This window comes from Flavobacterium sp. CBA20B-1 (assembly GCF_028473145.1).
GTDB lineage: Bacteria > Bacteroidota > Bacteroidia > Flavobacteriales > Flavobacteriaceae > Flavobacterium.
The window spans coordinates 821329-846561 of record NZ_CP092370.1 but is presented as its reverse complement, the minus strand read 5'-3'; the positions used below and the strand labels follow the sequence as shown (position 1 = coordinate 846561).

The window sequence follows — 25233 nt, the reverse complement described above, 5'->3', positions numbered from 1 at the left end:
AAATTTTAGCTGCTATACTGATGATTTTTTTTGCAAAAGGAATCTGTAACTGCCAGCAAAATTGCTATACAAAGTGTGTTATTGTTTATTTTGAGGCAATTTACGCATGCTTCGCAACCTAAATATAAACATAAAAATGGCCATCCCTGCCAAGGCTAATTTTAACCAATAATTTTCGTTTAGAGTATAGGATCTGTATGCATCATAGATAAAAAAAACTCCAAACAACAGATAGATATAGGCAATAAATTTATAAACTTTCATCTTTAACTTCTTTTAATTCTGCACGATTTTGCTGTGCGTTTACAATTTTAAAATTTTGATCGAAATCTACACCAATTCCTTCAAAAAAGCTTTTGTTTTGATCGGTGACTTTAAAGTAATGTTCAGTAAAAAACCAATTATTTTTTTGGTCATAATACATTTGTTGCGTTTGCATTACTTTGCCGTCGTGCGAGGTTATTTTCACATCGCCCACCAAATTAATCATTCCTGTTTTGTTGTAAACCGTGGCTTGTTTGGCGGTGATGTAGTTTTTGTTTCGATTTTTGTCGTAAACAGTCACCTTAACACCTTTAGGAAAATGATTAAAAGGGTATTTTGCTTTGCTATAATCAAGCATTTTCACTGCATACATTTCGGCTTTGATTTTGGCTGAGTCGGTATATTTCACATTGATTGAATCGGCCTCGCCCGTTGCATACAATTGTTTTTTGTTTAGGTTTTGAATGTCTTTTAAATCGTTATTACATGCAACCAAAACAAAAGAAAAAGCGGCAATATGTGTAATTTTTTTTTTCAATTAATCGAATTTTCTGCGTTTAAACCAAACATCGTTAAAAGAAAGCCCAATATTTACGCCGTAATAATTTTCTTTTATCAAGCCCATGTTGGTATTTCCTTTTTGACCGTATTCAAATCCTAAGTTGATATTAGAATTGTATCTTCCCACAGGAAAACCTATACCGATATTTGCATTAATACCTTTAATTTCTTCTTGATTAATAACTAACCCGGTGTTTTCATAATTAAATCCTGCACGATAGGTCATTCGTTCTAAATAACTGGTAAACGAATTGTATTTTGGCGTGTAAAATCCACCAACGCCAATTTTCATATAATCGTTATACGTGGCGTTTTCATACTTGTAAAAGGTGTTGTATTTTGAAGTTTGGTTAGCTGTATATTCTGCTCCCACAAACCATTTTAAATGATTTCCAATACCTGCTCCAAAGGAATAGTTCATGGGCAAAAGCATTTCTTCATTACTATTTTGTGTGGTGGTAGCATCAATTTCTTGTAAGCCAGTCTGAGTGCTTAATCGAACAGTTGCTAGTGTTTTGGTTTGGTCGTTTTTTAATTGCATTTCCGGACTAAACGTGGCACTTGCATACAATTTAAGTTTATTCTTTAAAGGTTGTTCAAAATTCAATCCTCCGGTTACCGAAAACCCACTGTAATTGTTTAAGTTTCTAATACGGCTGCCACGGTCAAACGCTACACCTTCGCCATTATCTGCAATAAATTTGGTAAGGCTGGTTTCGGTATCTCCAAAAATATACGCTCCATTAACACCTATACTAAAGTTTTTGCTAATTTTATAACTAAGACCTAAAAATGTACGGTTTAAGCCCCCTTCACCCACATATTGGCGCGAAATGGTCATTCCATTATCGTTAATATTTGTGTTTTGTATATTGTATCCCACAAAAGAATACGGCATAATCCCCACAGCAACATTAAAATCCCCAGCCGGAAAAGCAAGTGCTAAATAATCGAAAGATCCACTTGTGGTTTTTTCTTTGCTGTTTGCATTTTGTAAGTTGTTTCCTTTGTATGAAGCACCCAATGAAAAAGTGGTGGTTTGCAATTTGGCATACGAAGCGGGGTTTAACGTATTTATGTGCAAGCTATCGCTATAAACCGCTAAGCTACCCATTGATTTTATTTCGTTTGCCCCTTTAAATTGTTGGTCACCAAAACCATAATAAGAATAAGGAGAAGCAGTACCTTGCTGCGCAAAAGTGTGGCATGTGCTTGCCAAAGCAACTCCTAATACAATTTTTCTAATCATTTGATACAATGTGTTGATATAACAAAAATAAACTTTCTAGCAGAAAGTTTGGATTTGCAAAGATGCTATTTTTTAAACGGTTTACCAAAAATTCAGAATTTCCGCCTGTTAAAATTACTGTTAAATTCTCATCTTGATGTTTAAAGTGTTCGATAAACGCCTCAATTTCAGCCACAACGCCGTTCAAAACACCTGAATGAATAGCAGTTGCTGTTGAATTTCCTACAAACGGGTGCAGTTCCGAAATTTTTTCCAAGGGAAGATGGGCGGTGTGATCGTTTAAACTTTTATAGCGAAGTCCGATACCTGGTGAAATGGCGCCTCCGTGGTATTGATCCAAACTATTAACAAAATCATATGTGATGCAAGTTCCGGCATCAATCACCAAACGGTTTTGCTTAGGATATTTCAAAACCGATCCGGCTGTTAGAACAATTCGGTCTATTCCCAAAGTGTTAGGAGTGGTATAAAAATTTTTAAAAGGAATAGGTGAATTATGGCTAACTGTGATTAAATTGCCTATTTTTTTTAGTCCTTCAATGGTTGTTGAGGGTAAATTACCTACCGATGAAAGAATAATATCCACGCAATTTTCGATTCCTTGAATTTGTTTTGAAATATTTTTTAGCAATTTTTCATTGTTGGTAATAAGCAATTGCTGCAACGTACTGTTTTCATACACAGCTACTTTAGTTCGGGTATTACCAACATCGATACAAATAATCATAATTTATTGGGCATATATCAACAAAGGTAGTTAAAATTTTTTTTGAAAAGATTAGGAAATGTTTAAAAAAAGCTACTATATTTGCAATCGCTTTTGAAAGGTAATACACCTTGCAAAACGGTACCTTAGCTCAGTTGGTAGAGCAACGGACTGAAAATCCGTGTGTCCCTGGTTCGATTCCTGGAGGTACCACAAATTATTGAGTTTAATTACTCGGTACCTTAGCTCAGTTGGTAGAGCAACGGACTGAAAATCCGTGTGTCCCTGGTTCGATTCCTGGAGGTACCACAAATTATTGAGTTTAATTACTCGGTACCTTAGCTCAGTTGGTAGAGCAACGGACTGAAAATCCGTGTGTCCCTGGTTCGATTCCTGGAGGTACCACAAAAAAAACGACCTGAATTTCAGGTCGTTTTTTTGTTATTTTAACTGTGCTTTTTTAAGATCTAATTCTTCTTGGTTTACTTTTAATTTCAACTCTGAAATTTTGGTTTCCATTTTTACTAATTTAGACTTCTCTTTGATTTCTTTTTCAGCGTCTAATTTGTTTTTTAGTTTTTTACGCTCAAAAGAGTTTGTGGCTTCTTCATATTTCATTTCCGCCTTTCTAAGGTCGTTTTGTGCTTTCTTAAGCTTGTCTTCGGCCTTTGCAATTGCTTTTGCTTTTTTTGCTTCTTTTTTTTCTGCTTTAGCAATAGCTTTTTGTTCTTTTTCGTGTGCTTTCTGCTTTTTCTGAGCTGCTTTTGCTTCAGCTTCGGCTTTTTTCTTTGCTCTTTTTGCAGCTTGTGCTTCTTGTTTGGCTAATTTTTCTTCAGCTTTTTGTCTGGCTTTTTCTGCTTTTAAAATCTCCTCTTCATAAGATGCTTTTGCCGCTTCAGCAGTTCCGATTGTAGTTGCAGTAGCAGTAGCTACATTGGAGTTGTTTTGAACCGTATTGGTGGTGGTTGTATGAACGCTATTGGTGGTGGTATTTAAGCTGTCTGTTGCTACTTGTGTGGCAATTGGTTGACCAGCTGGTGTTGGCTTAGGTTCATTCACTTGAGCATTCATTGACAAACCTGCGCCCAAAATCAAAGAAGATAATAATACAATTTTTTTCATTATAATAGATTTTTATTAATAATTCAGTAAAAATAATCAAATTTTATGCCATATTACCATTCGTTTACTTTATTGGCATCTAATTTTAAAAATATAAAAAGCAGTAAAGTAAAGGCTATTAAGCTTGATCCTCCGTAAGAGAAAAACGGCAATGGCACACCGATTGTTGGGAAAATTCCAATAAGCATGGAAACATTTACAAAAAAGTGCATAAATAAAATAGCTGCCACGCAATATCCGTAGATTCGTGCAAAATTATTTTTTTGATTTTCCGATAAGTAAACAATGCGTAGTATCAACGTAATAAAGCAAGCTACCACAAGAAGAGAACCGGCAAACCCCCATTCTTCTCCCACAGTTGTGAAAATATAATCGGTGTGTTGTTCAGGAACAAATCCGCCTTTTGTTTGTGTGCCTTCTAAAAATCCTTTGCCAATCCAACCGCCTGATCCAATAGCAATCATGGCTTGGTTGAGATTGTAACCTTCTTTCTTCATGTTCACATCATCGCCACCGAGCAACACATTAATACGGTCTTTTTGATGCGATTCTAAAACATTTTCAAATACATAATCTACCGAAAAAACAAACGCGCTCATTGCAACTGCCAAGAGAACATATACAATCGGGTTTCTATGAATGCTTTTGTTGTAGAAATAGTGAATAATGCATCCTAAAAGAATAAAGATGATTAAAATAACAGGTTGCATGGTTAAAGCTAGAATAAACAGAAGTATGGCAATAAATCCAGTCCATAAGTACCAAGCGGGAAATCCTTCGCGGTATAAAACTAAAAAAAGTACAGCAAATATCATGGCTGATCCCGTATCGGGTTGCAACATAATGAAGGCAACGGGCAACAGTATGATTCCCAATGGAATGGCTTGCTCTTTTAAGGTTTCGTATAATGTTTGATTTTCGCTAATGTATTTTGATAAAAACAATGCTGTTCCAATCTTTGCAAACTCTGATGGCTGCATACTAATACCTCCAAACTGATACCAGTTGGTTTGTCCTTTGATGGTTTTTCCAAACACAAACAACCCCATTAAGAGCAATATGCCTATGAAATAATAGATGATGGAATATTTTTCATAAACTTTTGCATCTAATGATAGAATAACAATGATTACCGGAATGGTAATTCCAATAAACAATAATTGTTTCCCAAAAATTTGGCTAAAATCAAAAACAGAGGTGGGTTCAAGCGGCAATGAGGCAGAATAGATATTCATCCATCCAAAAATCACTAGCACTGCGTACAGAAATATACTCAACCAATCTACGTTGGATATTACGCTTTGATTTGCTAAATGTTTAGTTTTTACCATTTTGCTTGGCTTTTAGTTTTAATAAACGTTCTTTTTCTAAACGTCTTAAACGTTCTTTTTCTTCTTGCTGTTTATCTGAAATATCTTTAAGGATATAATTTGCAGATAAATCACCTTCTAACATGCGTTTTTCTAAATCGGTACGTGTAATTTCGTTTTTTATATATTTTTCGATCATTAACGATGCGATTGGTCCTGCCCATGTTGCTCCAAAGCCACCATTTTCTATAAAAACGGCTATAACAATTCTGGGATTTTCTTTGGGGGCAAAAGCTAAGAAAACCGAGTGGTCTTGTAGTTTTACTTTTTCGCCGTCAACCGTTGCAAAGTTTTCGACCGTTCCGGTTTTACCACAAATAGTAATATCTGGAATTCGCAATCTGCTTGCTGTTCCTGACAAGTAAACCTCTTCTAAACCATCGATAACCGGGCGGAAATGTTGCCTATCAATTGTGGTTTGCTTTTTCTGAATGAAGGATTTGTCAATTTGTTTATTTTCTATTTTTTTGATGATGTGCGGCGTGTAATAATACCCTTCATTTGCAACGGCACACATCACATTTGCCAATTGAATAGGGGTCATCACGACTTCTCCCTGACCAATAGCATTTGAAACGATGGTTGTGCTTTTCCAGTTCCAGCCTTTATATTGCCTGTTGTAATAGTCTGATGTGGGTATGCGACCCTTTTGCCCCGAAGGTAAATCGTATCCCATGTAATCGTCTAAACCAAAGCTTTTTAAATGGTTATACCAAGCGTCAACACCTTGCGACGATGTAGGATATTTGTTAATAATTCGCATATAAGTTTGCGCAAAATAGGTGTTGCACGATTTGGCAATGGCTGGATGCAAGTTCCATGTACCGGCATCGTGACATTTCATAAAACGCCCGCCTACATAAAATCCGTGACTACATGAAAATCCCGTTTGTGTATCAATAACTTCTTCTTGCAAACCAATTAATCCGGTTAAAATTTTAAAAGGTGATCCCGGAGGAAACTGTCCTTGCAACACTTTATCGAAAAATGGTTTACCAGGAATACTGTCTATTCGTACATAATTTTTGGAACGGTCGCGACCAACTAACAAACTAGGGTCATAAGACGGAGCTGTGACCAATGCCAGAATTTCACCGGTTTTGGGTTCAATGGCTACAATACCGCCGCGTTTGCGAATCATTAATTCTTCGCCGTATTTTTGCAACTCTTTATCAATTGTGATGGTCACATCATTTCCTTTCACGGCAACCGTATCGTAAATTCCTTCTTTAAAAGAGCCTATTTCTTTGTTGAATTTATCTTTTTGAATGTAATGAACACCACGAACACCTCGCAGATCTTCTTCGTATGCTTGTTCCACACCGCGCATACCGATTAATTCACCCGATTTGTAATAAGGTCTTTTTTTCAGTTCCATTTCATTGATTTGGCGGATGTATCCAAACACATTGGCACCAAAGTCCACCTGATAATCGCGTAAGTTTCGCTTCTGAATATAAAATCCTTTAAAATGACGGATTTTTTCTTGAAAAGCAGCAAATTCGGTTTTGGTTAATTGTGCCAAAAATACCGATGGTAGGCGAGGGGAATATACTTTAGCTTTTTCTAATTTTTTGATATAATCTTCTTTGGTGATTTCTAAAATGTTGCAAATTTCTAAAGTATCAATATTTTTAGCTTCATTTGGAATCACCATGATATCATAACTGGGCTGATTGGCTACTAAAAGTTGTCCATTTCTATCATAAATATAACCGCGCTCTGGATAATCGTAAACAATCTTTAAAGCATTTATATCTGCTTTTTTTAAGAAAGAATCATCTATTACTTGTAAATAAAAAAGCCTTGCCACAATAACAATTGCAGCCAAAATGATGATGATGGGAAATAACAGTTTTCTCATTTTCGTGGCGATTTAATTAATCCTATTATAAGAAAAATTAAAAGGATTGTAAAAGCAGCTGAAGTTACAATTCGCAATAAAATCTCCAAAATAAAGCTAAAGTTAAAAACTTCTAGTGAAATAAGTACAGTATGATGTATTAAAACCGAGGTGATAGCGTAAGTAACCAATTCAGAAGAAAACTTATCGGTGATATGCATCATGTGGAATTCATAACTGTAGCCAAATGCCATTTTTAACAAATTTTCACGAACAAACGCCAATGTTATACAGGCTGTGGTATGCACACCGCCCGAGTTGTTGAAAATATCGAGAATTAATCCCAAAACAAAACTTAAAATCAAGAATAAATGTCGGTTGGTGTTTAAAGGATATAATAAAATAAATAAAATATAAGGGTATGGGGTTACAAATCCAAAAAAATGAATATTGTTGAATACTGTTACCTGAAAAAATACAAGAACAATAAAACGAAAAGTATTGAGAAGTGTGGTGTTATTCATCGCTTACTGTTTCTTCTTCGAGTTGTGAAATTTCTTTTATGTGCACATGCTCGATTAAATAAACCGAACTAATATTAGTCATATCGTTAAACAAACGCACGTTGATAGTGTAAAAATTTGAATTTTTAGACGTAAACACTTTGTCAACCACTCCCACAGGAATATTTTCCGGAAAAATTGTAGAGATACCGCCGGTAACAATAGAATCGCCTTTGCGCAGTGCTGCCAATTTAGGAATATCGGTAAGTTGAACAAATCCGGTGTTTTTTCCGTCCCAAGTAATGGTTCCAAAGTGGTTGGTGTTGCTCACCTTTGCACCAATTTTAGTGTGTCTGTTTAAAATGCTTTGCACGGTGGCATAATTTTTTGAAACATTTTCCACAATGCCAATTACGCCTTTAGCGTTTATCACGCCCATGTCTTTTTTAATTCCGTTTAATTTTCCGCCTTTTATAGTGAGGTAATTTTCTTTTTTAAAAAAAGAATTTTTAATGATTTTTGTCTTAAACATTTTATAGTCTTGGGCAATACGCATTTCTGGATTCACCGCAAAAGTACTGTCAACAATCAATTGGCTGTTGTACAGAATTTGTTTCATTTTCACGTTTTCTTCTGCCAAACGTTCGTTTTCTTCTTTTAAATGCAAATATTCGGTGATGCTATTTGTTTTTTCATAAATAGTTCCCGAAACAACATTTGCACTGTGAAGCACTTGGCTTTGGTGGTACGAATGGCTTTGTACGGTTAAGTATAATGAAACTACTAAAAGCAGCAAAAACAGTAACTTTGTACTGTTTTTTGTTATAAAATAAATGATTTGCTGCATACTAAATTGGCGTTTTTTATTTTATAAGAATGCTTTTAAACTTCTCTATGTTTTTGATAACGATTCCTGTTCCGCGAACCACAGCTCGTAAAGGATCTTCTGCGATATAAACGGGTAAATCGGTTTTTTGAGAGATGCGTTTATCCAAACCTCTTAACATTGATCCACCACCTGCTAAATAAATACCAGTATTGTAAATATCGGCAGCCAATTCTGGAGGTGTTTGTGACAAGGTTTCCATTACAGCATCTTCAATACGCTGAATAGACTTGTCTAATGCTTTGGCAATTTCTCTGTATGAAACATTTACTTGTTTTGGTTTCCCTGTTAACAAGTCACGCCCTTGCACCATTAAATCTTCTGGTCCTTGATCTAAATCTTCAATAGCTGCGCCAATTTCAATTTTAATTTTTTCTGCTGTTCCTTCACCCACAAATAGATTGTGTTGGGTACGCATGTAATAAATGATGTCGTTTGTAAACACATCACCGGCAATTTTTACCGATTTGTCGCAAACAATACCGCCCAATGCCAAAACGGCAATTTCTGTAGTACCACCACCAATATCAACAATCATATTTCCTTTGGGCTGCATGATATCTACACCAATACCAATCGCTGCTGCCATTGGTTCGTGTATTAAATAAACTTCTTTACCGTTCACACGTTCGCATGATTCTTTCACCGCACGCATTTCCACTTCTGTAATTCCCGATGGAATACAAACCACCATGCGCAATGCAGGTGTAAATAAGCGTTTTTTTAATGCGGGAATGCTTTTAATGAACAAACTGATCATTTTTTCAGAAGCATCAAAATCTGCAATAACACCATCTTTTAACGGACGAATAGTTTTAATGTTGTCGTGGGTTTTTCCTTGCATTAAGCTGGCTTCTTTACCCACAGCAATTATTTTTCCAGAAACACGGTCGCGGGCAACAATCGAAGGACTGTCAACCACAACTTTTCCGTTGTGTATTATTAACGTATTTGCAGTACCAAGGTCCATAGCGATTTCCTCGGTCATGAAATCAAAAAATCCCATATAATTTTTAAAATGGTGTTAAGTTAAACTATTCCGTTCTATTTTTTAATGTTTAAAGTGACGGATACCTGTGGTTACCATAACCATTTGGTTTTCGTTACAATAATCAATGCTTAAATTGTCTTTAATTGATCCGCCTGGTTGAATAACTGCTGCAATACCGGCTTTTTTAGCAATTTCCACACAATCTGGGAATGGGAAAAATGCATCGCTTGCCATTACTGCATCGGTTAAATCAATACCAAACGCATTTGCTTTGTCAATTGCTTGTTTCAATGCATCTACGCGAGATGTTTGCCCGGTTCCTGAAGCACACAACTCTTTGTTTTTTGCTAAAACAATTGTGTTTGATTTGGTGTGTTTACAAATTTTCGATGCAAACAATAAATCTTCAATCTGTTTTGTATCAGCCACTAAAGTGGTAACGTTGGTTAAATGTTCTTTAGTATCTGTTACGTTGTCTTTATCTTGAAACAAAATTCCGTTTAAACACGTACGAACTTGTGTTTTTGGCAATTCAATATCTTTGATAATTAATATAATTCTATTTTTCTTTTCTTGTAAAATTACCACTGCGTCTTCGTCATAACTAGGAGCGATTACAATTTCACAGAACAAGTTGTTAATTTCTGTTGCTGTTTCTTTATCAATATTGCCATTTGCAATTAAAACACCGCCAAAAGCAGATGTGGGATCGCCAGCCAAAGCAGCCAAATAAGCTTCTTTCATAGTTGGTTTTTGTGCCACACCACACGCATTATTGTGTTTCAATATAGCAAAAGTAGGAGCATCACCTTTAAATTCGTTCATTAAGTTAACGGCAGCATCCACATCTAATAAATTGTTGTAAGATAACTCTTTTCCGTGTAACTTTTCAAACATTTCATCAAAATTTCCAAAGAAAATTCCTTTTTGATGTGGGTTTTCTCCATAACGCAATGTTTGTGCTTCGCCTTGGCTTATTTTTAACACAGGTTCGTTGATTTCTTGATTGAAATAATTGAAAATAGCACCATCGTAATGCGATGATACATGGAATGCTTTTGCCGCCAAATATTTGCGTTGAGCCAGCGTTGTAGCTCCATTTTCTGATGTGTAAAAATTCAAGAATGTTTCATATTCATCAACCGATGCAACAATCACTGTGTCTTTAAAATTTTTAGCACCTGCACGAATTAACGAAATACCCCCAATATCAATCTTTTCGATAATTGCTGCTTCATCAGCACCCGATGCAACTGTTTTTTCAAACGGATACAAATCAACAATAACTAAATCAATCTGTGGAATGGCATAATCGATCATTTGTTGCACGTCGGTTTCATTGTCCTGACGGTTCAAAATTCCACCAAAAATCTTAGGGTGCAATGTTTTTACACGTCCGCCTAAAATCGATGGATACGATGTAACGTCTTCTACCGGAACAACAGGAATGCCCAAATCTTTGATAAACGTTTCGGTTCCGCCTGTTGAATAAATAGTTACGTTGTTTTTATGCAATTCTTTTACAATCGGTTCTAATCCATTTTTGTCAAATACTGAAATTAATGCCGATTGAATTTGTTTAGATGTACTCATTATTGTTGTATGTTGTTTTTAAGCTGCAAAAATAGTATATGTAATTGATTTAATGAAAATTATTTGAGATGATTTTTTGCCATTTTAAAATATTTTTCAATCCCTTTTTTTTATTGTTTAAGGTATCAATAGAAGCTAATGCAATTAATTATTTAGATATTACCTTTTTTCGATACAAACGCGGAAACGATTTAACCGGATATTGTCTTTTGTGCGGGATATTGTTGAAAATCACAGCAGCAATAAATAAAATAAGTACACCAGTAAAAACCGGGGAAATAACGTATTCGTAACCCAAATTAGTGATTGATGGACCACCGGTTACGGCAATTAAAGCTGTTGCTCCACCAGGCGGATGCAGCGATTTTGCCATTTGCATACCAATAATAGAAAGCGAAACCGCCAGCGGACCGGCAATCCAAACGTACTCGCCTAAAATTTTATAGCATGTAACGCCGATAATTGCTGAAATTAAATGTCCGTTAAAAAGGTTTTTGGGTTGTGCTAACGGACTTCCAATTGCGCCATAAATCAGTACACAACTTGCTCCGAAAGATCCAATCATGAGCGTTAAATCATATTTTGACAATGCTTCGAAATGTAGAAAGCTTATGGTACCCAAACCAACGAAAGATCCTACAAAAGCCCAAAAATGTTCTTTAAAATCAACTAATGTTTCTTTGTACAGCAAGTAACGCGTTCTGCGGTAGGTTTTGTTTTTTTTAATTGACATATTATTAAAGTCAAAAGTCTTAAAGTCGAAAGTTTTAAGGCTAAAAACCCACAACTAAAAACTATATTACTATTTCTTTTTGGAAACCATTTTTTTTATTTCGTTTAATTTCATCAAGGCTTCAACCGGAGTAAGGGTATTGATGTCTAGATGAGTTATTTCATCGCGAATTTCTTCTAAAATTGGATCATCTAATTTAAAAATTGATAATTGCAAGTCGTCTTGTTTTAACGCTTCAGTCGTATTTTCGGTTTTGTGACTTGCTTCTAATTTTTTTAATATTTTTTGTGCTTTTTGAACCACTAAATTAGGCATTCCAGCCATTTTTGCTACATGAATACCAAAACTGTGTGCACTACCGCCGGGGATTAACTTTCTTAAAAACAGCACGTTGTCTTTGAGTTCTTTAACCGATACATTAAAGTTTTTAATTCGGTGGAATTGCTCTTGCATATCGTTTAATTCATGATAATGCGTTGCAAACAATGTTTTTGCTTTTTGCGGATGTTCGTGGATGTATTCTGCAATTGCCCAAGCAATAGAAATTCCGTCGTAGGTTGATGTTCCGCGGCCAATTTCATCTAACAAAACCAAACTGCGATTGGTTAAATTATTAAGAATTGATGCGGTTTCGTTCATTTCCACCATAAAGGTAGATTCACCCATTGAAATATTGTCTGAAGCACCCACACGCGTGAATATTTTATCAACAATCCCCATTGTTACCGCACTTGCCGGAACAAAACTTCCCATTTGCGCCAACAAAACAATTAAGGCGGTTTGACGCAAAATAGCCGATTTACCCGACATATTAGGCCCCGTAATCATGATGATTTGCTGCGAATGCGTATCTAAATACACATCATTTGAAATATAGGGCGTGCCTACAGGTAATTGTTTTTCAATAACCGGGTGGCGTCCTTCTTTTATATCCAACACATGATTTTCTTCAATAATTGGGCGTACATACTGATTTTCGGTAGCCAATTGGGTATATGATTGCAAGCAATCTAATTGTGCCACTAGGTGGGCGTTCATTTGAACCGGCTGAATATACTGTGCGCACCACATGATGAATTTTTCGTAGATTTCGGCTTCGATTTTAGAAATGCGTTCTTCGGCACCCAAAATTTTTGCTTCGTATTCTTTTAATTCTTCAGTGATGTATCTTTCGGCACTTACAAGCGTTTGTTTTCTAATCCAAGTTTCGGGAACTTTATCTTTGTGTGTGTTTCGCACTTCGATATAGTATCCAAAAACATTATTAAAAGCCACTTTTAGCGAAGGAATTCCAGTTGTCTCGCTTTCGCGCTGTTCTAAGGCTTCTAAAAATGACTTACCCGATTGGGAGATATTTCGCAATTCGTCGAGCTCTTCATTTACGCCATTTGCAATGGCATTTCCTTTGTTCAAAGCAACCGGGGCATCGGAAGAAATGGTTGTAGCAATTTTTTCACGAAGCAGTTCGCAGGCATGCAAATTATCGCCAATCACTTTCAACGCATCGTTTTTAGACTTCAAGGCGGTTTCTTTTAAAGGAATAATCGCATCTAAACTTTCTTTTAAAATAACGAATTCACGAGGTGAGATTTTTCCGGTAGCTAGTTTTGAAATCAATCGTTCCAAATCGGAAATCTGTTTGATTTGGTATTGAAAATTTTGTAAAATATCGGCATTCGATTTAAAATAATCGACCACATCAAAGCGTTTGTTAATGGCATCAATATCCTTTAAAGGCAGAGCCAGCCAACGTTTCAACAAACGACCGCCCATTGGCGACAAGGTTTTATCAATAACATCTAAAAGGGTAGTGGCATTTTCGTTTGCAGAACCGTACAATTCTAAATTTCGAATGGTAAATCGATCCATCCACACATACGCATCTTCGGCAATTCGCTGAATATTAGTAATGTGTTGAATTTTATTATGCTGTGTTTCAGATAAATAGTATAAGATAGCGCCACAAGAAATAATGCCTTCTTGCAATTCATCAATTCCAAAACCTTTCAACGAATTGGTTTTAAAGTGATTGGTTAAGCTTTCGTTGGCATAATCGTCTTTAAAAATCCAATCCTCTAAATAGAATAAGTTAAAATCGCTTCCAAAATGATGCAAAAAATGGTTTTTATTCCCTTTTTGAACCAAAACTTCGCTGGGTTTGAAGTTTTGCAGTAATTTATCAATGTATTCTTCGTTCCCTTGTGAAGTTAGAAATTCGCCGGTTGAAACATCTAAAAAGGCAATTCCGATATTCTTTTTTCCAAAATGCAAAGCAGCTAAAAAGTTGTTGCTTTTAGATTGCAACACTTCATCGTTAATCGCAACGCCGGGTGTAACCAATTCGGTAACGCCACGTTTCACAATGGTTTTAGCCATTTTGGGATCTTCTAACTGATCGCAAATAGCTACCCGCAATCCCGCTTTGACCAACTTGGGCAAATATACATTTAAGGAATGATGCGGAAAACCAGCAAGTTCGGTTTCGCTTGTAGAACCAGCTCCGCGTTTGGTTAAGGTAATGCCCAAAACTTTTGCCGTTCGCACCGCATCTTCGCCAAAGGTTTCGTAAAAATCGCCCACTCGAAAAAGCAAACAAGCATCGGGATATTTTGCTTTTATCTGATTATATTGTTGCATTAATGGGGTTTCTTTTTTTACTTTTTCCTTTGCTGACATGTTTTTTTATTTATTAATTTACAAATATATCATTTCTACCACAGAAAAAAAATCAACTTAATCGAGTTGCTTTTTATAGATTTTTCGATAACAAATTAAATATTATAATGTTTGCGTAATTTTTGAATAACAATTGAAGTGGAAACAGTGATAGATAAGCCTATAAAACACCCGAATGCTACTGTAAGAAAACGAAAAATGGGCGCAATTGATTGCTCTAAAGTATGCGATTGTAGCATCACTATTAAAAATGCGACAATTGCCACTCGGCTCATATTCATTACTTTAAATAGATAACAAATAACAATGGTTGCCACAATTCCTAAAAGCAATACATATATATTGGTTGCGTGGATTAAAAAACAAAGCAAACCTACTATTGAACCAATAAAGTTAGACCGAACACGTTCTAAAGTTAACTTCTGTGAATCTTTACCTTCTGGTGAAATCACTAAAATTATGGATAGCAACGTCCAGAAAAGTTCCATTTTTGGGAATTGTAACATTAAAAGGTATCCTGCCAAAAAACCAAGCACACACCGAAAGGTATAAATGATGATAGGCGACGTTATAATGTGTTTTACAACATTTTTCAACTTTTTTTTCTTTTGTGTTGCAAATTTATTCGCTGTGGTATTTATATGAAAATATTCTAAAGGATTTTTTTTAAAACTTGTAAATTGGGTATCTTTGGATTTTTAAAAAGAAGCATGAAAAAACTGATTTTAGACGAATTGAACCGAAAAAACACAGATGAATTTAAACTAGCAACAAAAACGCCTATAATTGTGGTGCTTGATGATATTAGAAGTTTACACAATATTGGCTCGTTTTTTAGAACCTGCGATGCTTTTTTAATTGAAAAAATTTATTTGTGTGGAATTACCGCAACACCGCCCAACAAGGAAATTCATAAAACAGCTTTAGGAGCTACCGAAACCGTGGAATGGGCACATGAAAAAAACGTGGTTGAATTGGTGCAACGATTGAAAGCAGAAAATGTGCGAATTGTTTCTTTAGAACAAGTTGAAGGTTCGGTTATGTTGCACGATTTCCAGCCAGAAAAGCAAACAAAATATGCCTTGTTTTTTGGTAACGAAGTGAAAGGTGTGCATCAAGAAGTTATCAACCAAAGCGATTATGTGGTTGAAATTCCGCAATTTGGTACTAAACATTCTTTAAATGTATCTGTAAGCGGGGGTATTGTGATATGGGATGTTTTTCAGAAAATGCAAGCTAATTCATAGCTTTATTTCGCAATTTTTCATTTATTTTTTCTAAAATATATAAATAATCTTCGTGATTGTTTACAAAATCTTTGTTGGTAACATCAATTATCAACACATTTTCTTTGGGCAATGTTTTTATAAATGCGCGATAGCCTTGGGTGATGCGTTCTAAATAATTCGCTTGAATGTCTTTTTCGTAAGATCGGCCTCTTTTTTGAATGTTTTGCAATAAATTTTCGTTGCTTTGATGCAAATAAATATACAAATCGGGTGTTTTGACTTGATTAGTCATGGCATCGAAAATGGTTTTATATAAAAAAAATTCATCTGTATCAAGCGTTACCTCTGCAAAAATCAGCGACTTATAAATGTAATAATCAGCAATCAATAAATTGTTTTCAGCTTTATAAAGGTGTAATTGTTCTTTTAATTGCGCAGTTCTGTCAACCAAAAAAGATGTTTCTAACGCAAAAGCGTATCGCTTAGAATCGTTATAAAACTTAGGTAAAAACGGATTTTCAACAAAACGCTCTAAAAGCATTTTTCCATTAAAATCTTGCGCTATTTTTTCTGCTAGTGTTGTTTTTCCCGCACCAATATTTCCTTCAATTGCTAAAAAATGAATTGTTTCAAAAGCAAAATCCTCAATAGGTAATTTTATGTAATCTACTTTTTTTATTTCCGATGCATCAGCACATTCCATCAATAATTCTTGGGTTGTTTTATCTAAGACAGGATGTTTCCAATCGAAAACCAAATCATTTAAAGGCACCAAAACAAACTGCCGATTTTGCATTTCATTGTGCGGAATCTGTAAATTGGGATTTTTTAAAACTTCATTGTTAAAATAAATAATGTCTATATCCACCGTTCGGGCTTCGTAATTTGCACTTGTTTTAACAGTTCTGCCCAATTTTCTTTCAATTTGTTGTAAGGCAGCCAACAATTCTTCGGCTACTAAAGTTGTATGCACAAGCACACACATATTATAAAACGGAAAGCTATTAAAACCCCATGCAGGCGTTTCATAAACTGCCGAGGTTTGTGTAACAATCCCTATATGGTTGTGAATAAGGCGAATAGCATCTTCTAAATGGCTTTTTTTATCGCCCAAATTACTTCCTAATGCTAGAATAACTTTATGATATGTGTGCATATTGCAAAAATAATAATTGTTTCATTTCGTTCCCCTAAAAAAAGAATCCAATTTTTGTAACATTTTATACAATTATACTACTAATACAGAAAGATTAAATTTACAACAATGAATTTTTTAAAAAATGTATTAGCAACATTCGTAGGTATCATCTTGTTTTGCATGATGTCTTTCTTTTTGCTGTTGATTGTAGGTGTGGTTGCATCGGCAGGTGGTTCGTCTTCTTCGTCAAAATCAACCAAAAATAATTCGGTGATAAAGTTAGATTTAGCCGATGTTACCAATGATTACGGAGGCAGTGTCTATATTGAAGAATTTGATTTCCGAGAAACCAATAACGATGGATTAATCAATGTGTTACAGGCGATTGAATATGCTAAAAACGATGATAAAATCAAAGGAATTTCTATTGAAAATAACAGCAGCAGTTTAGGTGTTACCCAGCGAAAAGCTATTATGGAACAATTGGAAGCTTTCAAGAAAACGGGCAAATTTGTGGTGGCTTATGCCGATTATTATTCGCAAGGAGAATACTATTTGGCTTCGGTAGCAGACACCGTTTATATGAACCCAATGGGAAGTATTGATTTTAAAGGTTTGGCATCGGAAGTCTTGTATATGAAAGATTTACAAGAAAAAACCGGAATCCACATGGAAGTAATTCGCCATGGAAAATACAAAAGTGCCGTGGAACCTTTTTTACAGCAAACCATGAGCAATGAAAACAGGGAGCAGTTAACCGTTCTTTTAAATTCGATTTGGGAATCGTATGTTGGAGACATTTCTAAGAATAGAAAAATTTCGGTAGAAACACTCAATAATGTTGCTACTAATTTGAATGCACGCAATGCTAATTTGGCATTAGAAAATAAATTAATCGATAAAATTGCTTATTTAGATCAATACCATAACGGCATTAAAAAAGCTTTAGGTGTTAAGATAGATGAGGAAATCAATGAAATAGACATTTTAGATTACATAAAAGATACACATTTAAGCATTACTAAAATATCGGCTAAAGATCAAATTGCAGTAATTTTTGCGCAAGGTGAAATTCAAGGAGGAGAGGGAAGCGTGAACACCATTGGAGAAAAGTCCATAAACCGAGCATTGAAAGAAGCACGAACCAATGACAAAATCAAAGCGGTAGTGTTGCGTGTAAATTCGCCAGGCGGAAGTGCATTGACATCTGATATTATTTGGAGAGAAATTGAATTAACCAAAAAAGTGAAACCCGTAGTTGTTTCTATGGGCGATGTTGCTGCTTCGGGCGGATATTATATTGCATGTAATGCCAACAGAATATTTGCAGAACCCGGAACAATTACCGGTTCAATAGGTGTTTTTGGAATGGTTCCGAATTTCAAGAAAGTAGCCGATAAATTTGGGGTGAATGCAGAAACGGTAAAAACACACGAAAATGCAGATGGATACAGTGTTTTTGAAGAAATGTCGCCAAAATACCGCCAAACACTTACCGAAAGTATAGAAATTATTTATGATACTTTTATTTCGCGTGTAGCTGCTGGTAGAGGCATTGATAAAGCAAAAGTAGATGAAATGGCACAAGGACGTGTTTGGACAGGAACCATGGCAAAAGAATTAGGCTTAGTTGATGAATTAGGAAGCTTAGATGATGCCATAGCCTATGCAGCCAAATTGGTAAAAACCGATGATTACAAAGTAAAACTTTATCCAGAATATGAAATTGAATTAGCCGATTTGTTCCGTAAATTTTTAGGAATGTCTGTTTCAACAGCAGGACAAGATGCTATTAAAAAAGAAATAGGTATAGAAAATTACGAATTATTACAACGAATGAACTATTTAAAACAATCACAAGGCGTACAAGCAATGATGCCTTATCATTTGAATATTAAATAATTTATTGTTTACTCCCTGATATCATCTTAGGATATATCGCAAATAAAATCAAGGCTTACTTTTTTGGTAAGCCTTGATTGTTTATCAGTTATTATAATTTCTCCATCTCTCTTTTGATGTTTTTTCTTGTTTGTAGTTCGTACTTATTGTAATATAAATCGTCAGCAAAAAGCGGACAGTTTAAATACATAATTTAATTTGTTTAGTTTAATAATACGTTACAGAGGGACACCTTTAATACAATAATTCGGAAGTTTTTAATATTATAATCTGTCCCATTCGTTACTTTAAAACCATTGTTAAAGATAACAAATTTAATTGTTTGATATTTTTAAAGTTATTGACTAAAAAAGTTGATAGTTTGATTAAATGAATTTTAACATATTTGAATTATTTTTATATTTTTAGAAAATATAAACACTAAACACAATTATTACTTTCGCATGGTTTAATGAGCCAAGATATATTAGAAATAAAGAAAAATCCTCTACCCTTGATTTTTTCTCAGATATAAAAAGAGTAACTCTATCAGAAGCTCTGATAGATCATAATAAAATTGTTTTGTTAGGAAATCCTGGTATAGGTAAATCTACTGAATTAATCATTCTTATGCAACAACTTCTTGAATTACATAAAGGTGATACTCAATATCCTTTATTTATTAATTTAAAAAATTACAGAAGTAAACATCAATTAGAAGATTTAATTACTAACAAGAACTGGACATCTTATAACAAAGTTTGTCTAATATTCGACAGTCTTTACGAAATACCCCAGATATACAGGATTTTATAAGTGATTTAAATATATTACTGAATAAATATTCAGAGAAAGACTAAGTTACCCTCATTTGTTTAAAAACACTTTAAATAATTAAAGAGAAGTAGAAATACTTCAACGCAGACAACAATAATTTACGATTAAGATACAATTTTAGGTTATATTGGTTGTCAAATTAAAATAGTGCAAAATATCCCACCAAAAAATTTCTAAAATAGCAACTCAGTCACTTTTTTTTATCCCACTTTCTTATGGGTGTGATAAAATTAACCACTAAAATTTTTAGAAAGATTTTGTTTTCACTAACTTGCACCTTTGGATGATTTCTCTCCGTTAAGAAGGAATGGCTTATTTTAAAATTTATAAACTAATAATAATGAATAGTTTATTAACAAGTAACGATGCAATTGCATTAGAAGAAAAATACGGAGCGCATAATTACCATCCGCTTCCGGTAGTACTTACAAAAGGTGAAGGTGTTTATGTTTGGGATGTAGAAGGAAAAAAATACTACGATTTTTTGTCGGCATATTCGGCAGTAAACCAAGGGCATTGCCATCCAAAATTGGTGGAAGCAATTACAAAACAAGCGCAACAACTTACACTTACTTCACGTGCTTTTTACAACGATAAATTAGGCGTTTACGAAGAAAAAATCACCAAGTTGTTTGGTTTTGATAAAGTATTACCAATGAATTCGGGTGCTGAGGCTGTGGAAACAGCAATTAAGTTGACCCGCAAATGGGCTTACGAAGTAAAAAATATACAAGAAGAAGAAGCGGTGATTATTGTATGTGAAAACAATTTCCACGGACGCACAACTACCATTATTTCTTTTTCAAACGATCACAACGCCCGTAAAAACTATGGTCCTTATACCGAAGGTTTTGTGCGTATTCCATATAACGATATCAATGCGTTAAAAGAAGTAATCACCAATAAAAACGTAGCAGGATTTTTAGTAGAACCTATTCAAGGCGAAGCTGGAGTTTATGTTCCGGATAACGGATATTTATCTGCAGCATTTGAATTATGTAAGCAGAATAATGTATTGTTTATTGCAGACGAAGTGCAAACAGGAATTGCACGTACAGGAAAAATGTTAGCGGTTGACCATGAAAACATTAAGCCCGATGTGTTGATCTTAGGAAAAGCATTGTCTGGGGGAATGTATCCGGTTTCGGCTGTTTTGGCTAATGATGAAGTAATGAACGTGATTAAACCAGGTCAGCATGGATCTACCTTCGGCGGAAACCCAATGGCAGCAGCTGTTGCAATGGCTGCTTTGGATATTGTGAAAGAGGAAAAATTAGCAGAAAATGCAGAAGCGTTAGGGAATTTATTCCGTGAAAAACTAAACGATTATATTCAAACATCAAACATTTGTTCGTTGGTACGTGGAAAAGGTTTACTGAATGCTATTTTAATTAACGACAGTGAAGACAGCGACACCGCTTGGAATATTTGTTTGCGCTTGCGCGATAATGGCTTGCTTGCAAAACCAACCCATGGAAACATTATCCGTTTTGCACCACCATTGGTCATGAACGAAGAGCAATTGCTTGATTGCGTTAGAATTATCACAGAAACGTTGAAAGAGTTTGAAAGATAAATACAAGCCGTCTCAATACCAAATTAATGAGGCGGCTTTTTATTTATAGTTTGTCTTTTCTTGAAATTGCGATACATAAACTTTATCTTTATGTAAAACCTTCAGGAAAATCGCTATGTTAAGCAAACTCAGAAAAACTGCTCGATGCCTTTAAAGCTTAAAATTGTTCAAACAATAGAGCAATGAAAATCTACAATTAACCAAATACGAAAGTAATATGGTTCGGGATAGATAGACAGGTTTATTATAGAAAGATTAAGCGTCGTTATAACAAGCAAAACCAAGCCACACCTAAATCAAATGCATCAAAAAATAAATTGAAAATGAAAACCAATAAAACTAAAAACACTTGCAAAAACGTTTTTGCAAGTGTTTATTTTATTTTTGTCTAATAATCTGTATCGATTATTTAGGACTAATCATTATTTTCTATTATTTACTGATTACTGATTTTGTTGCATCCATTCTTCCATGCGTTGTTTTGCTAATTCTTCATTAAATAAAGCATCCCAACCAACAATAGATCCCATTGCCACAAAAATTATAATTGAAACCACAAATAATACAATTCCAATAATTGCTAAAATTCTACCCGTATTTAACGTTGAATAGTTCGTGTAAGCATTTGGATTGCTTTTATATAATTTCATATCCTTGCTTGCTAGAACTAATGCAATAATTCCAAAAACAACACCTATACCATAAAAACAACATCCAATGATAGATAAAATACCTAAAACTAAAACGGCTGTTGCATTTGGCAATTTTGTAGGTATAAAATTTGTATTACCATTGTTAAAACCAGGGTTTTGATAATTTTGTGGATCACTTGGGTTTTGATAATTTTCCATAGTTATTTTAAAAGTTAAAATTTATATTCGTTTGTAAATATAAGCAAATACCATAATAATTGCGTTGAGTATCGCTAGAAAAATAATTATTTTATGGTATTTTCTTTTCTTGTCAATAAAATGCAACAAGATAAAAGCAAATAACAAAGCAGTAGTGTAAATAGCCGGATACATTTTAAAAGCTCCAACAAAATCACCTTGAGTAACCATATAAGCAGCTCTTTGCGTGCCGCACCCCATACATTCTACGCCAAAAAGTTTTTTGTGCATGCAAGGCAACATGTATTCTTCCATTTTGCTTCTGATTTTTTCTCGAAAGTATAAATTTCTTATCTTTGAAAAAAGTTTTTCTATGAAAATTATTCTTTACGTGGTTGCATTTGCATTAATGATTTGGGCGCTGGTGGAACAAACACTTGCTAAACCCAATTTATATGTACAAATAATTGCAATTATTGTTTTTTTCTTTGTTATGAAAGATTTATTAAACAAAACACCGAGTAATTTTGATAAAGATAACAACGATACAAACCATGAATCATAATATTGAAATTGGAAGCTTTGTAGAAGTTTTAGATGAAAATTTTAAGGGGAAAGTTGTACAAATAAATAACAACGAAGCCGTTATTTTAACAAATGATGGGTTTGAACTTTCGTACTTTTTGCATCAACTAATTCCTGCTGTTGATGATATTTTGATAAAACAAGGGTCAAGCTACGGAGCTATTGAGTCGGCCAAGATGCAAAAAATCACTAAAAATCATCATAGAGTTAATACCGATAAAAAAACAAAAAAAGACGAAGTTGTTTTAGAGATCGACTTGCATATTGAAAAGCTTGTAAAAAGTTTTAAACACTTAACCAATTTCGATATTCTGAATATTCAAGTTGATACCGCTCGTAGGCAATTAGAATTTGCTATTGCAAACCGCATTCCCAAAATAGTTTTTATCCATGGAATGGGCGAGGGGGTTTTGAAAACCGAATTAGAGTATTTGTTTGGTCGATATCCTGAAATTTCTTTTCAAGATGCCAACTACCGCAAATACGGTTTAGGAGCAACTGAAATATACATTAAACAAAATGTCAATCTATAAAGAATCGTTTATCGAATTAAAAACTTTTCCTCTGCATCGCGAATTATTTCTGCATGATCAAATGCTAAAACGGGCAGTTCATGGATTGGAAACCATTTTACATTTTTAGCATCGTCTTTTGCTTTTGCCACCGCCAAGCTATCAATTTCTCCGTAAAAAGCAATGGATATGGTGTGGCTTCTGGGGTCACGCTGTGGGCTTCCATAAGCTTTTATTTGTTTTACTTGATAAAGTTGTATATCGGTTTCTTCGAACAATTCTCTTTTGGCTGCCACTTCCAATTCTTCGTTTTCATCTACAAAGCCGCCTGGCAACGCCCAATAATTTTGAAAAGGCTCATTTAATCGTTGAATGAGTAAAATTTCATACTGATTATCAATCTTTCGACATAAAACTACATCAAAAGTAACAAATATTTTTGGTGTATATTTCATTATTTAAAGAATATTAAGTTGGATTAATGCTAATAAAACAACACTAATTACTGCTGTAAATATACCTATTAAAGCGGATTTAGATATTTTTTCTTTGAAATAAAATTTTCCTATAAACGTTCCGCCAATTATTACACCCAAATTCATCGTGATAAATACTAGAGTAGGGGTTTCAAAGAAAATTTTGTGAGCTTTCATATAAAAATAGATATTGCTGAAATTTAAAAGTCCGAGCAAAGTTCCATAAAGGAAATTTCTAAAATGTGTACTTCCTTTACTAAAAAGCAAGTATAATAAAGAAACAAAACCACAAATTATAAATATTACAAATAATGATACAATATAAGGTATGGTTTTATTGGTGGCTAAAATTTTAAATAATGTATCAATTATTCCGTATCCTATGAAAACTGCTAAAAGGTAAATAATGTTGAATTTTCCATCTTTTGTGGATTTTTTATACAAAAGCAACACAATACTAATAAAAGATAAGGCAATTGCAACAAATTTGTTCCATGTAAAAATTTCATTAAAAATAAAAAAACTCAGCAATACCGGTATAATAAGCGACATTCTTTGAAAAATATCAGTTTTGGCTAAACCAGATAACTGCAAAGATTTGTTGAGAATAAAAAAAATAGTCGGCATTAACATTCCTAAAACAACAGTGTTTACTGAAAATGCTTCGATAATGTTTGTAGTATTGATTTGTGCATTAAAAAGTACGAATGTTAAAACAATTGCAACAATATAATTTGCAAAGACCAACAAAAATAAATCTTTTATATTATTGATTTTCAAATATTTGATATAAAAACCGACAGCTAATGACGAGAGCAGGCTTATGATTAAGGCATACATAATATTTTCTATTAAAATGTTAAAATACTATTTCTATTTTACATAATATATATTATCATTCAATTAATATACATAATTAAATGATATAGTTTTTTAAATTCAACAAATATCATTATTTTTGCACAGTTTTAAAAAAATATACAAGTGGAAAATTCAAACGCACAGAAGATTATCAAAGCCTTGCAAGCAGATGTTGTAGCAAACGGAATTGTAGCTGACAATTTAGTTCCAGAATTAAAAAAACTGAGAGAATTTGCTTTACTTGAAGAAAAACCATTTTTAGTAAAAGCTTTGCGATTAGCTTACGAGCATATTGAAGAAAACAATGATTTTCTGGTAAATATACCATCTGATGAACCAATTGAAGATGAAATGGAAATCAACTCAGAAAACACTGCTACTGAAAGCTTTAACTATTTTTTGTCTTTAATGTTAGATCTAGACAACAAGCACAATGTTGCAGATTTAAAAGAATATAATGTACAATTTCAACAATTTTAAAAATGTTACAATTATTTAGAATAATAGCCGCTTTAGAAGGAATTTCTTATATAACATTATTCTACAATATGTTATACAACAAACCAAATAATCCAGAATTGTATCATCAATTATTGTATCCTTTGGGAATGATTCATGGCATGCTTTTTGTTCTATACGTTGTGTTAGCAATTTATCTAAAGTTCGAGTATAATTGGTCTTTCAAGAAGTTAGGATTAATTTTAATAGCTTCCCTCCTGCCTTTTGGAACTTTTTATTCAGACTATAAATGGCTAAAAAATTAAATAAAATTTGGTAATTCATAAAAATATATTACTTTTACCAAAAATTT

Annotated in this window: 25 protein-coding genes and 3 tRNA genes; 10 read left to right on the top strand and 18 right to left on the bottom strand. The window is 34.0% G+C overall.

All coding sequences use genetic code 11. The features are described 5' to 3' along the window. Window positions 1–250: 250 nt before the first annotated feature. The 3 genes from lptC to MG290_RS04235 are packed head-to-tail and all read right to left on the bottom strand — an operon-like array spanning window position 251 to window position 2801. Window positions 251–802 carry an LPS export ABC transporter periplasmic protein LptC gene (gene lptC / locus MG290_RS04245; protein ID WP_264562656.1) on the bottom strand — a complete coding sequence of 184 codons (552 nt, stop codon included), beginning with the start codon at window positions 800–802 and terminating at the stop codon, window positions 251–253. Then, window positions 803–2074 carry a hypothetical protein gene (locus MG290_RS04240; RefSeq protein ID WP_264562655.1) on the bottom strand — a complete coding sequence of 424 codons (1272 nt, stop codon included), beginning with the start codon at window positions 2072–2074 and terminating at the stop codon, window positions 803–805. Further along, window positions 2067–2801 carry a type III pantothenate kinase gene (locus tag MG290_RS04235; RefSeq protein WP_264562654.1) on the bottom strand — a complete coding sequence of 245 codons (735 nt, stop codon included), beginning with the start codon at window positions 2799–2801 and terminating at the stop codon, window positions 2067–2069. The genes MG290_RS04240 and MG290_RS04235 overlap by 8 nt, the downstream gene beginning before the upstream one ends. A 119-nt stretch (window positions 2802–2920) precedes the next feature. Between MG290_RS04235 and MG290_RS04230 the strand changes: the two genes are divergently transcribed. The 3 genes from MG290_RS04230 (at window position 2921) to MG290_RS04220 (ending at window position 3185) form a co-directional block, all read left to right on the top strand. After that, a tRNA-Phe gene (locus MG290_RS04230) sits at window positions 2921–2993 on the top strand. A gap of 23 nt (window positions 2994–3016) precedes the next feature. After that, window positions 3017–3089: transfer RNA gene (locus MG290_RS04225), tRNA-Phe, on the top strand. 23 nt (window positions 3090–3112) lie between these two features. Continuing rightward, window positions 3113–3185, top strand: a tRNA-Phe gene (locus tag MG290_RS04220). A 36-nt stretch (window positions 3186–3221) separates the two neighbouring features. On the opposite strand, the gene MG290_RS04215 is transcribed toward MG290_RS04220, so the two are convergent. From MG290_RS04215 to MG290_RS04170, 10 genes are all read right to left on the bottom strand, one after another. Beyond that, window positions 3222–3902, bottom strand: a complete 681-nt coding sequence (locus tag MG290_RS04215; RefSeq protein WP_264562653.1) for a hypothetical protein — start codon at window positions 3900–3902, stop codon at window positions 3222–3224. Window positions 3903–3955: 53 nt separating this feature from the next. Then, window positions 3956–5233: a rod shape-determining protein RodA gene (gene rodA, locus MG290_RS04210; protein WP_264562652.1), complete on the bottom strand. Its 1278-nt coding sequence runs from the start codon at window positions 5231–5233 to the stop codon at window positions 3956–3958. Further along, window positions 5220–7136: a penicillin-binding protein 2 gene (mrdA, locus tag MG290_RS04205; protein ID WP_264562651.1), complete on the bottom strand. Its 1917-nt coding sequence runs from the start codon at window positions 7134–7136 to the stop codon at window positions 5220–5222. Before mrdA ends, rodA begins: the two co-directional genes overlap by 14 nt. Continuing rightward, window positions 7133–7639, bottom strand: a complete 507-nt coding sequence (locus MG290_RS04200) for a rod shape-determining protein MreD (RefSeq protein WP_264562650.1) — start codon at window positions 7637–7639, stop codon at window positions 7133–7135. The genes mrdA and MG290_RS04200 overlap by 4 nt, the downstream gene beginning before the upstream one ends. Beyond that, entirely contained in the window at window positions 7632–8465 is an 834-nt protein-coding gene (gene mreC, locus MG290_RS04195) for a rod shape-determining protein MreC (RefSeq protein ID WP_264562649.1), read from the bottom strand. The genes MG290_RS04200 and mreC overlap by 8 nt, the downstream gene beginning before the upstream one ends. 16 nt (window positions 8466–8481) lie before the next feature. Next, entirely contained in the window at window positions 8482–9510 is a 1029-nt protein-coding gene (locus MG290_RS04190; RefSeq protein WP_150011300.1) for a rod shape-determining protein, read from the bottom strand. 45 nt (window positions 9511–9555) lie between these two features. After that, entirely contained in the window at window positions 9556–11088 is a 1533-nt protein-coding gene (gene purH / locus MG290_RS04185; RefSeq protein ID WP_264562648.1) for a bifunctional phosphoribosylaminoimidazolecarboxamide formyltransferase/IMP cyclohydrolase, read from the bottom strand. A gap of 148 nt (window positions 11089–11236) precedes the next feature. Then, window positions 11237–11821, bottom strand: a complete 585-nt coding sequence (locus MG290_RS04180; RefSeq protein WP_264562647.1) for an HPP family protein — start codon at window positions 11819–11821, stop codon at window positions 11237–11239. A gap of 69 nt (window positions 11822–11890) precedes the next feature. After that, window positions 11891–14497, bottom strand: a complete 2607-nt coding sequence (mutS, locus tag MG290_RS04175; RefSeq protein ID WP_264562646.1) for a DNA mismatch repair protein MutS — start codon at window positions 14495–14497, stop codon at window positions 11891–11893. 95 nt (window positions 14498–14592) lie between these two features. Further along, window positions 14593–15003: an FUSC family protein gene (locus MG290_RS04170; RefSeq protein ID WP_336297994.1), complete on the bottom strand. Its 411-nt coding sequence runs from the start codon at window positions 15001–15003 to the stop codon at window positions 14593–14595. Window positions 15004–15207: 204 nt separating this feature from the next. Between MG290_RS04170 and MG290_RS04165 the strand changes: the two genes are divergently transcribed. Next, complete coding sequence (locus tag MG290_RS04165) at window positions 15208–15744, top strand: RNA methyltransferase (protein WP_264562644.1); 537 nt, start codon at window positions 15208–15210, stop codon at window positions 15742–15744. On the opposite strand, the gene folK is transcribed toward MG290_RS04165, so the two are convergent. Next, window positions 15734–16882: a 2-amino-4-hydroxy-6-hydroxymethyldihydropteridine diphosphokinase gene (gene folK, locus MG290_RS04160; RefSeq protein WP_264562643.1), complete on the bottom strand. Its 1149-nt coding sequence runs from the start codon at window positions 16880–16882 to the stop codon at window positions 15734–15736. The genes MG290_RS04165 and folK overlap by 11 nt on opposite strands. A gap of 108 nt (window positions 16883–16990) precedes the next feature. Between folK and sppA the strand changes: the two genes are divergently transcribed. Next, the gene (gene sppA, locus MG290_RS04155; RefSeq protein ID WP_264562642.1) at window positions 16991–18766 is read left to right on the top strand and encodes a signal peptide peptidase SppA; all 1776 of its coding nucleotides are present in this window, start codon (window positions 16991–16993) and stop codon (window positions 18764–18766) included. A gap of 1156 nt (window positions 18767–19922) precedes the next feature. After that, entirely contained in the window at window positions 19923–21158 is a 1236-nt protein-coding gene (gene rocD / locus MG290_RS04150; protein WP_264562641.1) for an ornithine--oxo-acid transaminase, read from the top strand. Window positions 21159–21601: 443 nt separating this feature from the next. Here the strand turns inward: rocD and MG290_RS04145 are convergent, their stop codons facing one another. Both MG290_RS04145 and MG290_RS04140 read right to left on the bottom strand, forming a co-directional pair. After that, window positions 21602–22009, bottom strand: a complete 408-nt coding sequence (locus MG290_RS04145; protein ID WP_264562640.1) for a CCC motif membrane protein — start codon at window positions 22007–22009, stop codon at window positions 21602–21604. Between the two features lie 21 nt (window positions 22010–22030). After that, entirely contained in the window at window positions 22031–22303 is a 273-nt protein-coding gene (locus MG290_RS04140) for a DUF2752 domain-containing protein (RefSeq protein ID WP_257498998.1), read from the bottom strand. A 58-nt stretch (window positions 22304–22361) separates the two neighbouring features. Here MG290_RS04140 and MG290_RS04135 point away from each other — a divergent pair, with 58 nt between their 5' ends. Both MG290_RS04135 and MG290_RS04130 read left to right on the top strand, forming a co-directional pair. Further along, window positions 22362–22553, top strand: coding sequence for a hypothetical protein (locus MG290_RS04135; protein WP_257498997.1), 192 nt, complete (start codon window positions 22362–22364; stop codon window positions 22551–22553). Continuing rightward, complete coding sequence (locus tag MG290_RS04130; protein ID WP_264562639.1) at window positions 22543–23106, top strand: Smr/MutS family protein; 564 nt, start codon at window positions 22543–22545, stop codon at window positions 23104–23106. Before MG290_RS04135 ends, MG290_RS04130 begins: the two co-directional genes overlap by 11 nt. An 8-nt stretch (window positions 23107–23114) precedes the next feature. On the opposite strand, the gene MG290_RS04125 is transcribed toward MG290_RS04130, so the two are convergent. Next, window positions 23115–23540 carry an NUDIX hydrolase gene (locus MG290_RS04125; protein WP_264562638.1) on the bottom strand — a complete coding sequence of 142 codons (426 nt, stop codon included), beginning with the start codon at window positions 23538–23540 and terminating at the stop codon, window positions 23115–23117. Window positions 23541–23543: 3 nt separating this feature from the next. Continuing rightward, the gene (locus MG290_RS04120; protein WP_264562637.1) at window positions 23544–24401 is read right to left on the bottom strand and encodes an EamA/RhaT family transporter; all 858 of its coding nucleotides are present in this window, start codon (window positions 24399–24401) and stop codon (window positions 23544–23546) included. Between the two features lie 144 nt (window positions 24402–24545). On the opposite strand from MG290_RS04120, the gene MG290_RS04115 reads away from it, so the two are divergent. Both MG290_RS04115 and MG290_RS04110 read left to right on the top strand, forming a co-directional pair. Then, window positions 24546–24902: a hypothetical protein gene (locus MG290_RS04115; protein WP_264562636.1), complete on the top strand. Its 357-nt coding sequence runs from the start codon at window positions 24546–24548 to the stop codon at window positions 24900–24902. Window positions 24903–24904: 2 nt separating this feature from the next. Next, complete coding sequence (locus MG290_RS04110; protein ID WP_264562635.1) at window positions 24905–25186, top strand: DUF3817 domain-containing protein; 282 nt, start codon at window positions 24905–24907, stop codon at window positions 25184–25186. The last annotated feature ends 47 nt before the right edge of the window (window positions 25187–25233 follow it).

Coding starts and splice junctions, on each gene's coding strand:
- MG290_RS04240 (WP_264562655.1), bottom strand. CDS start 2,074: ATGATTAGAAAAATTGTATTAGGAGTTGCTTTGGCAAGCACATGCCAC.
- MG290_RS04235 (WP_264562654.1), bottom strand. CDS start 2,801: ATGATTATTTGTATCGATGTTGGTAATACCCGAACTAAAGTAGCTGTG.
- MG290_RS04215 (WP_264562653.1), bottom strand. CDS start 3,902: ATGAAAAAAATTGTATTATTATCTTCTTTGATTTTGGGCGCAGGTTTG.
- rodA (WP_264562652.1), bottom strand. CDS start 5,233: ATGGTAAAAACTAAACATTTAGCAAATCAAAGCGTAATATCCAACGTA.
- mrdA (WP_264562651.1), bottom strand. CDS start 7,136: ATGAGAAAACTGTTATTTCCCATCATCATCATTTTGGCTGCAATTGTT.
- MG290_RS04200 (WP_264562650.1), bottom strand. CDS start 7,639: ATGAATAACACCACACTTCTCAATACTTTTCGTTTTATTGTTCTTGTA.
- mreC (WP_264562649.1), bottom strand. CDS start 8,465: ATGCAGCAAATCATTTATTTTATAACAAAAAACAGTACAAAGTTACTG.
- MG290_RS04190 (WP_150011300.1), bottom strand. CDS start 9,510: ATGGGATTTTTTGATTTCATGACCGAGGAAATCGCTATGGACCTTGGT.
- purH (WP_264562648.1), bottom strand. CDS start 11,088: ATGAGTACATCTAAACAAATTCAATCGGCATTAATTTCAGTATTTGAC.
- MG290_RS04180 (WP_264562647.1), bottom strand. CDS start 11,821: ATGTCAATTAAAAAAAACAAAACCTACCGCAGAACGCGTTACTTGCTG.
- mutS (WP_264562646.1), bottom strand. CDS start 14,497: ATGTCAGCAAAGGAAAAAGTAAAAAAAGAAACCCCATTAATGCAACAA.
- MG290_RS04170 (WP_336297994.1), bottom strand. CDS start 15,003: ATGTTACAATTCCCAAAAATGGAACTTTTCTGGACGTTGCTATCCATA.
- MG290_RS04165 (WP_264562644.1), top strand. CDS start 15,208: ATGAAAAAACTGATTTTAGACGAATTGAACCGAAAAAACACAGATGAA.
- folK (WP_264562643.1), bottom strand. CDS start 16,882: ATGCACACATATCATAAAGTTATTCTAGCATTAGGAAGTAATTTGGGC.
- sppA (WP_264562642.1), top strand. CDS start 16,991: ATGAATTTTTTAAAAAATGTATTAGCAACATTCGTAGGTATCATCTTG.
- rocD (WP_264562641.1), top strand. CDS start 19,923: ATGAATAGTTTATTAACAAGTAACGATGCAATTGCATTAGAAGAAAAA.
- MG290_RS04145 (WP_264562640.1), bottom strand. CDS start 22,009: ATGGAAAATTATCAAAACCCAAGTGATCCACAAAATTATCAAAACCCT.
- MG290_RS04140 (WP_257498998.1), bottom strand. CDS start 22,303: ATGGAAGAATACATGTTGCCTTGCATGCACAAAAAACTTTTTGGCGTA.
- MG290_RS04135 (WP_257498997.1), top strand. CDS start 22,362: ATGAAAATTATTCTTTACGTGGTTGCATTTGCATTAATGATTTGGGCG.
- MG290_RS04130 (WP_264562639.1), top strand. CDS start 22,543: ATGAATCATAATATTGAAATTGGAAGCTTTGTAGAAGTTTTAGATGAA.
- MG290_RS04125 (WP_264562638.1), bottom strand. CDS start 23,540: ATGAAATATACACCAAAAATATTTGTTACTTTTGATGTAGTTTTATGT.
- MG290_RS04120 (WP_264562637.1), bottom strand. CDS start 24,401: ATGTATGCCTTAATCATAAGCCTGCTCTCGTCATTAGCTGTCGGTTTT.
- MG290_RS04110 (WP_264562635.1), top strand. CDS start 24,905: ATGTTACAATTATTTAGAATAATAGCCGCTTTAGAAGGAATTTCTTAT.